The sequence below is a fragment of the Nocardioides sp. NPDC058538 genome (genome assembly GCF_042719275.1).
In the GTDB taxonomy this organism is placed as follows: domain Bacteria; phylum Actinomycetota; class Actinomycetes; order Propionibacteriales; family Nocardioidaceae; genus Nocardioides.
This window is the reverse complement of record NZ_JBHXNY010000022.1, coordinates 54,290-67,699: the sequence shown is the minus strand read 5'-3', so window position 1 is coordinate 67,699 and position 13,410 is coordinate 54,290. Positions and strand designations below refer to the sequence as shown.

General features: G+C 70.0%; 12 protein-coding genes. 6 read left to right on the top strand and 6 right to left on the bottom strand.

The window, feature by feature from the left end:
• Nucleotides 1-16: 16 nt before the first annotated feature.
• Nucleotides 17-1,186, bottom strand: coding sequence for an L-rhamnose isomerase (gene rhaI, locus ACFWQC_RS19240; protein ID WP_378681389.1), 1,170 nt, complete (start codon nt 1,184-1,186; stop codon nt 17-19).
• A gap of 239 nt (nt 1,187-1,425) precedes the next feature.
• Complete coding sequence (locus ACFWQC_RS19235) at nt 1,426-1,761, bottom strand: L-rhamnose mutarotase (RefSeq protein WP_378681386.1); 336 nt, start codon at nt 1,759-1,761, stop codon at nt 1,426-1,428.
• Between the two features lie 137 nt (nt 1,762-1,898).
• Here ACFWQC_RS19235 and ACFWQC_RS19230 point away from each other — a divergent pair, with 137 nt between their 5' ends.
• From ACFWQC_RS19230 to ACFWQC_RS19205, 6 genes are all read left to right on the top strand, one after another.
• Entirely contained in the window at nt 1,899-2,942 is a 1,044-nt protein-coding gene (locus tag ACFWQC_RS19230; RefSeq protein WP_378681383.1) for a LacI family DNA-binding transcriptional regulator, read from the top strand.
• 84 nt (nt 2,943-3,026) lie between these two features.
• Nucleotides 3,027-4,061 carry a LacI family DNA-binding transcriptional regulator gene (locus tag ACFWQC_RS19225; protein ID WP_378681380.1) on the top strand — a complete coding sequence of 345 codons (1,035 nt, stop codon included), beginning with the start codon at nt 3,027-3,029 and terminating at the stop codon, nt 4,059-4,061.
• A gap of 111 nt (nt 4,062-4,172) precedes the next feature.
• Nucleotides 4,173-5,324, top strand: a complete 1,152-nt coding sequence (locus ACFWQC_RS19220; RefSeq protein ID WP_378681377.1) for a Gfo/Idh/MocA family protein — start codon at nt 4,173-4,175, stop codon at nt 5,322-5,324.
• Nucleotides 5,321-6,505, top strand: a complete 1,185-nt coding sequence (locus ACFWQC_RS19215; RefSeq protein WP_378681374.1) for a dihydrodipicolinate synthase family protein — start codon at nt 5,321-5,323, stop codon at nt 6,503-6,505. The genes ACFWQC_RS19220 and ACFWQC_RS19215 overlap by 4 nt, the downstream gene beginning before the upstream one ends.
• Nucleotides 6,502-7,353 (top strand): sugar phosphate isomerase/epimerase family protein, encoded by an 852-nt coding sequence (locus ACFWQC_RS19210; protein WP_378681371.1) that lies wholly within the window; start codon nt 6,502-6,504, stop codon nt 7,351-7,353. Before ACFWQC_RS19215 ends, ACFWQC_RS19210 begins: the two co-directional genes overlap by 4 nt.
• Entirely contained in the window at nt 7,353-8,474 is a 1,122-nt protein-coding gene (locus tag ACFWQC_RS19205) for a glycerate kinase (RefSeq protein WP_378681368.1), read from the top strand. The genes ACFWQC_RS19210 and ACFWQC_RS19205 overlap by 1 nt, the downstream gene beginning before the upstream one ends.
• Nucleotides 8,475-8,668: 194 nt before the next feature.
• Here the strand turns inward: ACFWQC_RS19205 and rhaS are convergent, their stop codons facing one another.
• The 4 genes from rhaS to ACFWQC_RS19185 are packed head-to-tail and all read right to left on the bottom strand — an operon-like array spanning nt 8,669 to nt 13,344.
• Nucleotides 8,669-9,700 (bottom strand): rhamnose ABC transporter substrate-binding protein, encoded by a 1,032-nt coding sequence (gene rhaS, locus ACFWQC_RS19200; protein ID WP_378681365.1) that lies wholly within the window; start codon nt 9,698-9,700, stop codon nt 8,669-8,671.
• A gap of 19 nt (nt 9,701-9,719) precedes the next feature.
• Nucleotides 9,720-10,781 (bottom strand): ABC transporter permease, encoded by a 1,062-nt coding sequence (locus ACFWQC_RS19195; RefSeq protein ID WP_378681362.1) that lies wholly within the window; start codon nt 10,779-10,781, stop codon nt 9,720-9,722.
• On the bottom strand, nt 10,778-11,821 hold the full coding sequence (locus ACFWQC_RS19190; protein WP_378681359.1) for an ABC transporter permease: 1,044 nt from the start codon (nt 11,819-11,821) through the stop codon (nt 10,778-10,780). Before ACFWQC_RS19190 ends, ACFWQC_RS19195 begins: the two co-directional genes overlap by 4 nt.
• Nucleotides 11,818-13,344, bottom strand: coding sequence for a sugar ABC transporter ATP-binding protein (locus tag ACFWQC_RS19185; RefSeq protein ID WP_378681356.1), 1,527 nt, complete (start codon nt 13,342-13,344; stop codon nt 11,818-11,820). The genes ACFWQC_RS19190 and ACFWQC_RS19185 overlap by 4 nt, the downstream gene beginning before the upstream one ends.
• Nucleotides 13,345-13,410: the final 66 nt, after the last annotated feature.

The window sequence follows — 13,410 nt, the reverse complement described above, 5'->3', positions numbered from 1 at the left end:
TTCCCGTCCATGTGGTTCACAGCCATCCGGCCTGGGTGCCGCCGACACGGGCGGCTTCGATCTGGTCCTGGTAGCCGCTGGCGAGGTAGGCGCGCATCGGGTCCGCGGCCAGGCCACGGTCCTCACGCCACCCGCCGAGGTCGGCGCGTACGTCGGTGTAGAAGGCGTCCATGAAGATGTCGTTGGCCAGGAGTACGTCGCCGTCCTCCTGCGCCGCGGCGAGAGCATCGGTGTCGAGCAGCAGCGCCCGCGCGGACATCTCCTGGACGTTGAGCACGGACCGGATCTGGCCCGGGATCTTCTTCTCGATGTTGTGGCACTGGTCGAGCATGAAGGCGACCCCGCCCTCTGCCACGGGCTTGAACCCGCCGCCACGGACCACCTCGACGATGATCCGGAAGAGCTGGAACGGGTCGGCCGCACCGACGATCAGGTCGTCGTCGGCGTAGAAGCGGCTGTTGAAGTCGAAGGAGCCGAGCTTCCCCAGCCGGAGCAGCTGCATCACGATGAACTCGATGTTGGTGCCGGGCGCGTGATGCCCGGTGTCGAGGCACACGACGGCCCGGTCACCGAGGGCGCTGACCTGGGCGAACGAGGTGCCCCAGTCGGGAACGTCGGTGTGGTAGAACGCCGGCTCGAAGAACTTGTACTCCAGCACCAGGCGCTGCTCGTCACCGATGCGCTCGTAGATGGTCGCGAGCGATTCGGCGAGCCGGTCCTGGCGGCCGCGCATGTCGGCCTGGCCGGGATAGTTGGACCCCTCGGCGAGCCAGATCTTCAGGTCGCGCGAGCCGGTCGCGTTCATCACCTCGATGCACTCGAAGTGGTGGTCGATCGCCTTCTGCCGGATCTTCGCGTCGGTGTGGGTGAGCGCACCGAGCTTGTAGTCGTCGTCCTGGAAGGTGTTGGAGTTGATCGTGCCGAGCGCGATCCCCTGGTCCTCGGCGTAGCTGCGCAGGGCCGCGTAGTCCTCGACCCTGTCCCACGGGATGTGCAGCGCGACGCTCGGCGCAAGGCCGGTGAAGCGGTGGACGGTGGCCGCGTCGGCGACCTTCTCCTCGGGGGTGCGCGGTGTGCCCGGGGTGCCGAAGACCTTGAACCGGGTCCCCGAGTTTCCGTAGGCCCACGAGGGGACCTCGATCTCGAGGGCGGCCAGGTCGCCCGAGATCTGGTCGAACGTCGTCATCGGAGAGCCTCTCTGTGTGCGGTTGAAAGGTTTCAAAGCGCGCATCCGACGTTAGTGGCGCACGTCACGTGCGTCAAGAGCAGCGCGAACTTCGTCGCGTTTCAGCACCCACCGCGAGCGGTCAGTTTCCTGGCCGCGAGAAGTCAGTTCCTGTCCTCGGACCCATTCCGCGTACAAAGATCGACGCCTCGAGGTCAGAAACTGACCCTCGGCGTCAAGAACGGACTTCTCGGGGCGAATCAGCGACCGAGCTGGTCCTCGAGGTGGAAGACCTCCTCGAGGCGGAGGAAGCCCTCGTCGGGCGCGACACCGTCGAGATCCTCGAAGAACTCCGCCATCTCGGCCTGCCAGCGGGCGTTGACCTCGGTGGCGGCCATCCCTGCCTGAGCAGCCTCGATGGAGGGGGTCTCGACGTAGCCGATGAGCAGGCCGTCGGGGCGGAGGAACAGGGAGTAGTTGTGCCACCCGGTCTCCGCGAGCGCCTGGAGCATGTCGGGCCAGACGGCGGCGTGGCGTCGCTTGTACTCCTCGACGCGCTCGGGCTTGACCTGCAGCTGGAAGCAGACGCGCTCCATGACGACCTCCGATGAAACGATTTAGACACGGACGCTAATGAGCATGTCCGACATCGGTCAATCCCGGTAGCGTCCTTCCTCGTCACAGCGCCGCCCACGGCCTATGCTGCGATTGAACGTTTCAGGAAGGAGCCCAGGTGGCGATCACCCCAGGTGCGGGCACACCGCGCAGCGCCTCGGTCAAGGACGTCGCGGCGACCGCAGGCGTCTCCCTCGGCACGGTGTCCAACGTGCTCAACCGCCCCGACCGGGTCAGCCGGACGACACGCGAGCGGGTGGAGCGCGCGATGGCCGACCTCGGCTTCGTACGCAACGAGTCCGCGCGCTCGCTGCGCACCGGCAGCACCCAGTCGCTGGCCTACGTCATGCTCGACGCCGGAAACCCGTTCTTCACCGACGTGGCCCGCGGCATCGAGCTGGCCGCCGAGGCGGCCGGGCTCTCGCTGTTCCTGTGCAACAGCGACGGCCGCTCGGCCCGCGAGGGCGCCCACCTGGCCCACCTGCAGCAGCAGCGGGTCCAGGGCATCCTGATCACCCCGGTCGACCCTGACGACCCGCAGCTCGACCAGCTGATCGAGCGGGGCACCCCGGTCGTCATCGTCGACCGCACCCGGGCCGGATCGTCGTTCTGCTCCGTCGCCGTCGACGACGTTCTGGGCGGGCGGCTGGCCGTGGAGCACCTCATCGACGCCGGCCACGAGCGGGTGGCGTACGTCGGTGGGCCGGAGTCGATCGGACAGGTCCGTGACCGTGGCGAGGGCGCCCGGCAGGCCTGGGCCGAGGCCGGGCTGCCGCCCGAGGACCTCGTGGTTCTCTCCTGCGAGGCCCCGACCGTCGCCTGTGGCCGCGCCGCCGGCGAGCGGCTCGTCGGGCTGTCCGCCCGGCGCCGCCCCACCGCCGCGTTCTGCGCCAACGACCTCCTCGCGCTCGGACTGCTCCAGCAGACGATCTCCAGCGGCCGGACCGTACCCGGCGACCTCGCGATCGTCGGCTACGACGACATCGAGTTCGCCGCCGCCGCGGCCGTGCCGCTCACCTCCGTGCGCCAGCCCCGCCAGGACCTCGGCCGCCGCGCCGCCGAGCTGCTCCTCGACGAGGTCGGCGACCCCACCCACCAGCACGAGCAGGTCGTCTTCACCCCCGAGCTCGTCGCCCGCGCCTCCACCCTCGGACGCCCCTGACCGCCGAGTCGGCCGGAGCAGGAGCGGGCGTACGTCTTCAGCGGATGCCTTAGGCTCCAGGATCGGAAGCCGAAGGAGAGTCAGTTGGCCGGAGAACGCGCAGCGACGCTGAGCGATGTCGCCCGCGAGGCAGGGGTCTCGCTGGCCACCGCCTCGCGCGCGTTGAACGGGAGCGACCGGGTGGTGCGCCCCGAGCTGCAGGAGCGGGTCCTGGCCGCTGCGAACAAGCTCGGCTACACGCCCAACGCCAACGCCCAGGCGATGGCGCGCGGCTCGACCGAGACGGTCGGGCTCCTGGTGAAGGACATCTCCGACCCCTACTTCTCCACCATCGCCGGCGGTCTGGCCGACGAGGCCGAGAAGCACGGCCTGCTGGTGATGCTGTGCAACACCGGCGGCCAGCCCGAGCGCGAGCAGAAGTTCCTGGCCGCGCTCCGGCGCCAGCGCAGTCGGGCGATCGTGCTGGCGGGAAGCGACACGGCCGACGTACGCCACACCAGCGAGGTCGCTGACCTGCTGACCTCCTACCTGGACGGCGGTGGCCGGGCGGCCGCGATCAGCCAGCCGCGCCTGCCGGTCGACACCGTCGTGATCGACAACCACGGCGGCGCCAAGGCGCTGGCTCAGCAGCTGGTCGGACTCGGCTACCGCCGTGCCGCGGTGCTCACCGGCCCCGAGAACCTGCTGGTCTCGGCCGAGCGTCACGCCGGCTTCGCGGAGGGATGGCTGGAGGCGACCGGCTCGGAGCCGGCGTGCGTCTCCGACGAGTTCAGCCGCGACGGCGGGCGCCGGGCGATGACCCGGCTGCTCGAGGACGGCCGGAGCAACGGCTCAGAGGTGGACTGCGTCTTCGCGGTCAACGACCTGATGGCCGTCGGCGCCCTGGCCGCCTGCCGGCATGCCGGCGTCGAGGTGGGGCCCGATCTGGCCGTCGCCGGCTTCGACGACATCGCCACGCTGCGCGACGTGACACCCGGGCTGACCACCGTACGTCTGCCCCTGGCCGACATCGGCCGGCTGGCGCTCGAGCTCGTCCTCGGCAAGCCGTCGGCGGAGCTTCGCAAGCGGTCCGTCCACGGCGAGGTCGTGCTGCGGGAGAGCACTCCCCCGCGCTCCTGAGTCCGGCTCGGCGGAACACCCTCTTGCGACGGCCATCACATTTGCCATACCGTATTGGAAAGCGCTTTCCCCATCGCTCTCCCGTACTTCCAGCAGACGAGGAACGATCACATGGCCACACGACGGCTCGGCATCATCATGAACGGCGTCACCGGACGCATGGGCTACCGCCAGCACCTGGTGCGCAGCATCCTGGCGATCCAGGAGCAGGGCGGTGTCGAGCTCTCCGACGGCACCCGGATCCTGCCCGACCCGATCCTGGTAGGACGCAATGCCGAGAAGCTCCAGGACATCGCCAAGGAGCATCGCCTGGACCGTTGGACCACCGACCTCGACGAGGCCCTCGCCAACGCCGAGGACACGGTCTACTTCGACGCCCAGCTGACCAACGTCCGCGAGGTCGCCATCACCAAGGCGGTCGCCGCCGGCAAGCACGTCTACACCGAGAAGCCGATCGCCGACGACGTCGAGGGCTCGCTGCGCCTGGCGCGCCTGGCGGCCGACGCGGGCGTGAAGAGCGGCGTCGTCCACGACAAGCTCTACCTACCGGGTCTCCTCAAGCTGAAGCGGCTCGTCGACTCCGGCTTCTTCGGCCGCATCCTCAGCGTGCGCGGCGAGTTCGGCTACTGGGTCTTCGAGGGCGACCTGCAGCCCGCCCAGCGGCCGAGCTGGAACTACCGCAAGGAGGACGGCGGCGGCATCACCACTGACATGTTCCCCCACTGGAACTACGTCCTGGAGAACCTCTTCGGCAAGGTCGAGGCCGTCACCGCCAAGGTCGTCACACACATCCCCGAGCGCTGGGACGAGAAGGGCGACGCCTACGCCGCCACCGCCGACGACTCCGCCTACGGCATCTTCGAGCTCAAGGGCGGAATCGTCGCGCAGATCAACTCCTCATGGGCCACCCGGGTCAACCGCGGCGAGCTGGTCGAGTTCCACGTCGACGGCACCCACGGCTCGGCCGTCGCCGGCCTGCACCACTGCGTCGCCCAGGACCGCAACCTGACTCCGAAGCCGGTCTGGAACCCCGACCTGGTCGAGAGCATCCGGTTCCGCGAGCAGTGGTCCGAGGTGCCCGACAACCAGCCCTTCGACAACGGCTTCAAGGCCCAGTGGGAGCAGTTCATCCGCTACGTCGAGGGCGACGGCGACCACCCCTACGACTTCATGGCGGGCGTCCGGGGCGTCAGGCTCGCCGAGGCCGGGCTCGAGTCTTCGACCGAGGGCCGTCGGATCGAGCTCGGAGAGATCCAGCTGTGACCTCAGTACGCCTCCCGCTGCCCGACGGCGGCACCGAGCTCCACACGCTCGCGGCCCCCAGGGAGTGGACGAAGCCGAGTGCGCCGTTCACCTCCCGCACCGCGTACGCCGCCGCCCACGTCGTCCCCCGCGTGCTCGCCGAGAACGTGCCCGGCGCCCCCGCCGACATCGACTGGGACCGCACCTTGGCCTACCGGCACGAGCTGTGGTCCTACGGTCTCGGCGTCGCCGAGGCGATGGACACCGCCCAGCGCGGCATGGGCGTCGACTGGACCGCCGCAGCCGAGCTGATCCGCCGCTCCGCCGCCGAGGCGGCCACCGTGGGCGGGTCGATCGCCTGCGGCGCCGGCACCGACCAGCTCGCCCTCGACGCCGTCCCCGAGGGCAGGGCCGGCCTGGCCACCGTCATCGACGCCTATCGCGAGCAGATGAAGGTCGTCGCCGACACCGGCGCGACCACGATCGTGATGGCCTCGCGCGCGCTCGCCCGGGTCGCCCGGCATGCCGAGGACTACGCCGAGGTCTACGCGACCCTCCTCGACGAGGCCGAGAGCCCGGTGATCCTGCACTGGCTGGGCGACATGTTCGACCCCGCGCTGACGGGCTATTGGGGCTCCTCCTCGGTCGCGGAGGCGACCGAGACCTTCCTCGACGTCATCCGGGCCCGTCCCGGCAAGGTCGACGGGGTCAAGGTCTCGCTGCTCGACGCCGAGCACGAGGTCGGGCTGCGCCGGGCGCTGCCCGGCGGCGTACGGCTCTACACGGGTGACGACTTCAACTACCCCGAGCTGATCGTCGGCGAGGGGACCGAGGAGGGCGAGTTCTCGGACGCGCTGCTCGGCATCTTCGCCGCGATCTATCCGGCCGCCTCGGCCGCACTGCAGGCGCTCGACGACGGCGATCCCGAGACGGCCAAGCAGCTGCTGGAGAGCACCCAGGCGCTCGGCCGCAAGATCTTCGAGGCACCGACCTACTACTACAAGACCGGGATCGCGTTCCTCTCCTGGCTCAACGGCCACCAGCCGGGCTTCTCGATGGCGGGCGGCCTGCACGCCGGCCGCTCGGTGCCCCATCTGGCCGAGGTGTTCCGGCTGGCCGACGGGGCCGGCCTGCTCACCAGCCCCGACCTCGCGGCCGCACGCATGCGCGCCTTCCTCACCGTGCAAGGAGTCGACCAGTGACCGACAGCAGCACCGGGCTGGAACGCCTCTCCCTCAACACCAAGACCACCAACTCCTGGACCCTCGCCGAGGCCGTCGACGGAGCCGCTCGCGCCGGCATCCCCGCCCTGGGCCTGTGGCGCGACCGCGTGCACGAGGCGGGGCTGGAGAAGGCCGCCAAGCTCGTACGCGACGCCGGGCTGCGCGTCTCCTCGCTCTGCCGCGGCGGCTTCCTGACGGCATCCGACGAGGCTGGGATCGCCGGCGCACTCGAGGACAACAAGCGGGCGATCGACGAGGCCGCGACGCTCGGCACCGACGCGCTGGTGATGGTCGTCGGCGGTCTCCCCGAGGGCGACGTGGACCTGGCCGGCGCCCGCGAGCGGGTCGCCGAGCGGCTCGGTGAGCTGGCCCCGTACGCCGGTGACCGCGGCGTGAAGCTCGTCCTGGAGCCGCTGCACCCGATGTACGTCGCCGACCGCGCGGTCATCTCGACCCTCGGCCAGGCGCTCGATCTGGCGGCGCCACACCCGGTCGACGCGGTCGCGGTCGTCGTGGACACCTTCCACGTCTTCTGGGACCCGGACATCGCGGCCCAGATCGAGCGGGCCGGCGCGGAGGGCCGGATCGCGTCGTACCAGGTCTGCGACTTCAACCTGCCGATCCCCGCCGACGCGCTGCTGGCTCGCGGGATGATGGGCGACGGGGTCATCGACTTCACGTCGACCACGCGGATGGTCGCCGCGACCGGCTACACCGGCGACGTCGAGGTCGAGATCTTCAACGAGGCGGTCTGGGCCAGCGACCCCGACGACGTGCTCGCCACCATGGCGCAGCGCTACCGCGACCTCGTCCTCCCCCACCTGTGATGCCGGCTCGTCGGGTCGTCATCGCCTGCGACAAGTTCAAGGGCTCCCTGACCGCACACGAGGTCGACGATGCGGTGGCCGCCGGGGTCCTCGCGGCGAACCCCGAGACCGAGGTACGCATCGCGCCGATCGCCGACGGCGGCGACGGCACCGTGGCGGCGCTGGCCGGCGCCGGCTTCGACCTGGTGCCGGTCGAGGTCGCCGGCCCGACCCTCGAGCCGGTGTCGGCGCACTACGCAGTACGCGGCGACCTGGCGGTCGTCGAGCTCGCCGACACCTGCGGGCTGTTGCGGCTGCCCGGTGGCCGACTCGCCCCGCTGACCTCGTCATCCCGCGGTCTCGGTGAGGCCGTGCTCGCCGCCGTCGACGGTGGTGCCCGCACGGTCGTCATCGGCCTCGGCGGTAGTGCCAGCAACGACGGCGGAGCGGGAATGCTCCGCGCCCTCGGCGCACGGCTCCTCGACGCAGCCGGGTCCGATCTCCCCGAGGGCGGCGGCTCGCTCGGAAGCCTCTCGACGATCGATCTCTCCGACCTCGACCGTCGTCTACAGGAGACCGAGATCGTGGTCGCCTGCGACGTCGACAACCCGCTGCTCGGCCCCCGCGGCGCGGTCGCCACCTTCTCCGCGCAGAAGGGCGCCGGTCCCGCGGACCAGGAGCTGCTCGAGACAGCCCTGGCGACGTACGCAGCCACAGTCGCCGAGACCAACGGTCGCGATCACGCCGAGATCGTGGAGGCACCCGGCGCAGGTGCGGCCGGCGGCGTCGGGTTCGCCGCCCTCGCGGTGCTCGGCGGACGCGTCGAGCGCGGCGTCGAGCTGCTGCTCGGCCTCGTGGGCTTCGCCGAGGCGCTGGCCGGCGCCGACCTGGTCGTCACCGGTGAGGGCTCCTTCGACCACCAGACCCTGTCCGGGAAGGCGCCGATGGGCGTGCTCCAGGCTGCTCGCGAGGCGGGCATCCGCGCCGTCGTCGTCTGCGGCCGCACCACCCTCTCCCCCACCGAGGCGGAGCAGGCGGGGGCCGCGCAGGTGCGCGCGCTCACCGACCTCGAGCCCGACCCTGAGCTCTGCATGACGAACGCCGCCGAGCTGCTCTCACAACTCGGCGGCGAACTCGGGTAACACGTCGTTCGTAGGTCTATCCGGTCGTTCCCATAGGGCGAGTAGTCCTACGAACAGCGTGTTACACGGGGATGAGCGCCGGGGAGGCGTAGATCTCGACCCGCCCGTCGTTCCGGGCGAGCAAGCTCGCCGGAACGGGGCTCGCTCGATCTCTTCGCGTTGTGACCCTGCGACTCGGTCGCAGGGTCACAGGCTCAGAAGTCGAAGTCGTCGATGTTCGACTCGTCGAAGACTGTGGGCTCACCCAACACGACTACGCCGTCGGCGCCTACGGTGTATTCACCCAGGTCACCGGCCTCGAAGGTGTCGCCCTCCTTGCCCTCGATGTCACCGGCGGCGAGAGCGTCGGCGGTGTACGCGGCGAGGTAGCCGAGCTGCTCGGGGTCCCACAGCGCGAAGGCCTTGACGGTGCCGTCCTTGACGTACTCCCGCATCTGGTTCGGGGTGCCGAGACCGGTCAGCGCGACCTTGCCCTTGTACTCCGAGTCGGACAGGTAGCGCGCGGCCGCGGCGATGCCGACCGTGGTCGGGCTGATGATGCCCTTGAGGTTCGGGTGGGACTGCAGCAGGCCGGCGGTCTTGTCGAACGACTTCTGGTCGTCGTCGTCACCGTAGACGGTCTGGACGAGCTTGATGTTCGGGTGGTTCGCGGCCAGTTCCTCCTCCATCAGCTTGATCCACTCGTTCTGGTTGGTGGCGTTGGCGGCCGCGGAGAGGATGGCCACCTCGCCCGAATCGCCGATCTGCTCAGCGATCAGGTCGACCTGGCTCTTGGCGATGCCGGCGGCGTCGGCCTGGCTGACGAAGACGTCGCGGAACTGCGGCTCGGTGTCGGAGTCCATCGTGACGACCTTGGTGCCGGCGTTGCGGGCCTCGTCGAGGGCGTCGCCGATGGCGGTCGGGTCGTTGGCCGAGACGACGAGCGCCCCGGCACGCTGCTGGGTCGCAGTGTTGATGAAGCTGACCTGGGAGTCGGGGGTCGACTCGGTCGGGCCGACCTGCGTCCATTTGGTGCCGATCTCGTCGGCGGCCTTCTTGCCACCCGTGTCGGAGGCGTCGAAGTAGGGGTTGCCGAGGTTCTTCGGGATGAAGGTGATGCTGCTGGTGTCGCCGCCACCCTCTCCATCGCTGCCGCTGTCGCTCCCGCCGCCGCAGGCGGACAGGGCGAGGCCGAGGGCCGCAACGATGGCGACGGCACTGCCTGCGCGTCGGAACTTGCTGGTCATGTCTCTCACTCCGCTTTCTTTAAGGAGACTGCTTTGAGGATGGTTCGTCCGAGCTGTGTTGCCGGCGATAGGTGCCGACGATGCGACCGGTCCAACCGAGAACGCTGGCCGCGATGACCGCTGCGATGAGAAGTACGCCGGTGATGATCTGGATGATGTTGGCGCTGAGTCCGTCCAGGCGCAGCGCGCTGCCGATCGTCCCGATCAGGACGACGCCGGCGATGACCCCGGGGATGGCCCCGCGGCCGCCGAAGATCGAGACCCCGCCGAGCAGCACCGCGGCCACGACCTGGAGCTCCAGGCCGGTGGCGTTGTCGCCACGGGCGCTGCCGTAGCGCAGCGTGAAGTAGATGCCCGCCAGCCCCGAGACCAGGCCGCTGAGGGTGAACAGGATCAGCTTCGTACGGTCCACGTTGACGCCGGAGAAGCGGGCCGCGTCCTTGCTGAGGCCGGCCGCGAAGATGCCGCGCCCGAAGGGCGTGAAGTGCAGGATCACGGCGAAGATCAGGATCAGGACGACCAGCGGGATCGTCATCAGCGGGATCTGGGAGCCGCCGATCCGGGCTTGTACGGCGTCGCCCCAGGCGTCGGGCCAGTCGGTGATCGCGGTGGTGCCGAGCGCGCCGACCGCGATGCCGCGGAAGAGCGCCATGGTGCCGATCGTGACGGCCAGGGACGGCAGTCCGAAGCGGGTGACGAGCACCCCGTTGAGCGCTCCGGCGACCGCACAGGCGAGCAGGGCGATCACCATCGCGGCGACCATCGGGAGGCCCTCACGGTGCAGCACCCCGAACAGCACGCTGGAGAGCCCCACGACGCTCGCGACCGACAGGTCGATCTCGCCGGTGATGATGATCAGCGTCATCGGCAGCGCGATCAGCAGGATCGGCGTGATGTCGAGGACCAGGAAGTAGACCGTGATCGGGTCGGAGAAGTTGAGGATCGCGATCGAGGCGTACAGCCACACGACCACGAGCAGGGCGATGATCGCCGAGTCCCTGGTCATCAGGGTGCGCTGCCACCACGGCCTGGCGTGGGCTGCGTACGTCCTCGGCTGCGCCTTCTCGGCAAGGAGGCTCATGCTTCTTCCCTCTCTGCGAGAAGCTTGTCGTGCTGACGGCGGGCGAAGTAGCGGTCCAGGACGATCGCGCCGATGATCAGCGCACCGACGACGGCCTGCTGCCAGAAGTCGGGGATGCCCAGGACCGGGAGCGCCCGGTTGATGGTGGTGAGGAGGTACGCCCCCAGGGCTGCCCCGAGGACGGTGCCGCTGCCGCCGAAGATGGCCACGCCACCCACGACCGCGGCCCCGACAGCCTCGAGCTCGATGCCCTGGCCGACACCGGAGCTGATGGTGCCGTAGCGGGAGACGTACAGGATCCCGGCGAGGCCGGCGAGCGCACCCGAGGTGGCGAACGCCTGCAGGACCCGGCGCTTGTCGCGCAGCCCGTAGAGGGTGGCGGCGTCGGGGTCGGAGCCGATCGCGTAGAACTCGCGGCCGACACGGGTGGAGCGCATCAGGTAGATGGCGACGGCCAGCAGCGCGAACGAGATCCAGGCGAGGTTGGGGATGAACAGGAACGATCCGGTGCCGAAGTCGAGCAGCCCGGGCGGGATGTCGGAGGCGTTGATCCGGTCGCTGCCGGCCCACTCGAGCATGATCCCGCGGTAGACGTAGAGCGTGCCGAGGGTGATGACCAGCGCCGGCACCTTGGCGAAGGCGACCAGCGCCCCGTTGATCAGGCCGAGCACGGCGCCCGCGGCGACGGCGATGAGGACGACCAGGATCACCGGGAGCCCGGTGTCGAGGAAGAGCCGCCCGGCCAGGTAGGCCGTGAGCCCGAGCGTCGAGCCGACGCTGAGGTCGACGTTGCGGGTGACGATCACCATCGCCTGGCCGATCGCCAGGCACACGAGGATCGCGGGCGTCAGGGTGAGGTCGCGCCAACCGTCCGTGCTGAACAGGAAGTTGGGGTTCACCGCCGTGGTCACCACGAGCAGCGCGATGAAGGCGACGGCGATGCCGGTCTCACGCTGCTTCAGGAGCCAGGTCAGCCGGCTGGCTGCTCGGTGGCGTGGCTGCGGCGCGGCCGGGGCGGGCGCGTCGAGCGTGGTGGTCATGATGCCTCGCTGACGTTCAGGGTGGTGGAGTGGTGGGCCGTCGCTGCGCGCATGACGGCCTCGGGGGTCGCCTCCGCGCGGCTCAGCTCGGCCGTCTGGTGACCCTCGCTGAGGACGATGACGCGGTCGGCCATACCGAGCACCTCGGGGAGCTCGGAGGAGATCATCAGGATCCCGAGACCCTCCTGCGCGAGGGCCGAGAGCAGGCGGTGGACCTCGGACTTGGTGCCGACGTCGATGCCTCGGGTGGGCTCGTCGATGATCAGCACCTTGGGCCGGGTCGAGAGCCACTTGGCCAGCACGACCTTCTGCTGGTTGCCGCCCGAGAGCGTGCCGGCCAGGGTGTCGAGCGTCGCGGCCTTGACCTCGAGCCGGGCGGCCCAGTCGGCGGCCGAGCGGTTCTCGATGCCGGTGCTGATCAGCCCGGTGCGGGCGAGCCTGCCGCTCGTCGGGAGGGTGATGTTGCGCGAGATCGGCGCGTCCAGGACGAGACCGTGCTGGCGGCGGTCCTCGGGGACGAAAGCCAGCCCCATCTCGATCGCCCGTCGCGGGTCACCCGGCGGGACCGGCCGGCCCTCGAGGGTGACCTCGCCGCTCTCGTAGGGGTCGACGCCGAAGATCGCCTGCGCGACCTCGCTGCGCCCGGCTCCGACGAGGCCGGCCAGGCCGACGATCTCGCCCTCGCGGACGGTGAGGCTGATGTCCTGGAACAGGCCGGTGCGGGTGAGGCCCTTGACCTCGAGCAGCGGCTTGCCGACGGTGGCCTCGAGCTTCGGGTAGAGGTCGGAGACCTCGCGCCCGACGAGCCGCTGGACGATCTCGTCCTCGGTGACCGCCGAGATGGGGTCGGTGGAGATGTAGGCGCCGTCGCGCATCACCGTGATCGTGTCGCAGAGCGCGAACACCTCGTCGAAGCGGTGCGAGATGAAGACGACAGCACAGCCCTGGTCGCGCAGCGTGCGCGCCACGCTCATCAGCCGCTCGACCTCGTTGCCCGACAGGGCCGCGGTCGGCTCGTCCATGATCAGGACCTTGGCGTCGAGCGAGAGCGCCTTGGCGATCTCGATCAGCTGCTGGTCGGCGATCGAGAGGCCCTCGGTCGGACGGTCGGGCTCGATCGGGACGCCGAGCCTGGCGAAGAGCTCGACGACCTCGGTGCGCATCGCGGCGCGGTCGATCCTGCCCCAGCGGTTGGTCGGCTGGCGTCCCATGAAGATGTTCTCGGTGACCGAGAGGTCGGGGAAGAGGGTCGGCTCCTGGTAGATGACCGCGACCCCGGCCTGCTTGGCGTCAGCGGTGTTGCGGAAGTCGACCTGTTCCCCGGAGAGCAGGTAGTCGCCGGCGTCGCGGCGGTAGAGCCCCGCGACGATCTTGACCAGGGTCGACTTCCCGGCACCGTTCTCCCCCACGAGCGCGTGGATGGATCCGGCCTCGACCCGGAGGCAACCGGTCCGGAGAGCGCGTACGGGGCCGAAGGACTTGGCCACGTCCCGCAGCTCCAGTGCGGCGGGTGTGTCCGGCATGGGCAGCTCCTCGAATTGAAAGGTTTCAAGCCTGGTTTACGCTAGTGATGGCAATCACATACGTCA

Excerpts from the sequence above, each read along its gene's own strand:
- ACFWQC_RS19220 (WP_378681377.1), top strand. The coding sequence starts at position 4,173 with ATGGCCACACGACGGCTCGGCATCATCATGAACGGCGTCACCGGACGC.
- rhaI (WP_378681389.1), bottom strand. The coding sequence starts at position 1,186 with ATGACGACGTTCGACCAGATCTCGGGCGACCTGGCCGCCCTCGAGATC.
- ACFWQC_RS19235 (WP_378681386.1), bottom strand. The coding sequence starts at position 1,761 with ATGGAGCGCGTCTGCTTCCAGCTGCAGGTCAAGCCCGAGCGCGTCGAG.
- ACFWQC_RS19185 (WP_378681356.1), bottom strand. The coding sequence starts at position 13,344 with ATGCCGGACACACCCGCCGCACTGGAGCTGCGGGACGTGGCCAAGTCC.
- ACFWQC_RS19195 (WP_378681362.1), bottom strand. The coding sequence starts at position 10,781 with ATGAGCCTCCTTGCCGAGAAGGCGCAGCCGAGGACGTACGCAGCCCAC.
- ACFWQC_RS19205 (WP_378681368.1), top strand. The coding sequence starts at position 7,353 with ATGCCGGCTCGTCGGGTCGTCATCGCCTGCGACAAGTTCAAGGGCTCC.
- rhaS (WP_378681365.1), bottom strand. The coding sequence starts at position 9,700 with ATGACCAGCAAGTTCCGACGCGCAGGCAGTGCCGTCGCCATCGTTGCG.
- ACFWQC_RS19190 (WP_378681359.1), bottom strand. The coding sequence starts at position 11,821 with ATGACCACCACGCTCGACGCGCCCGCCCCGGCCGCGCCGCAGCCACGC.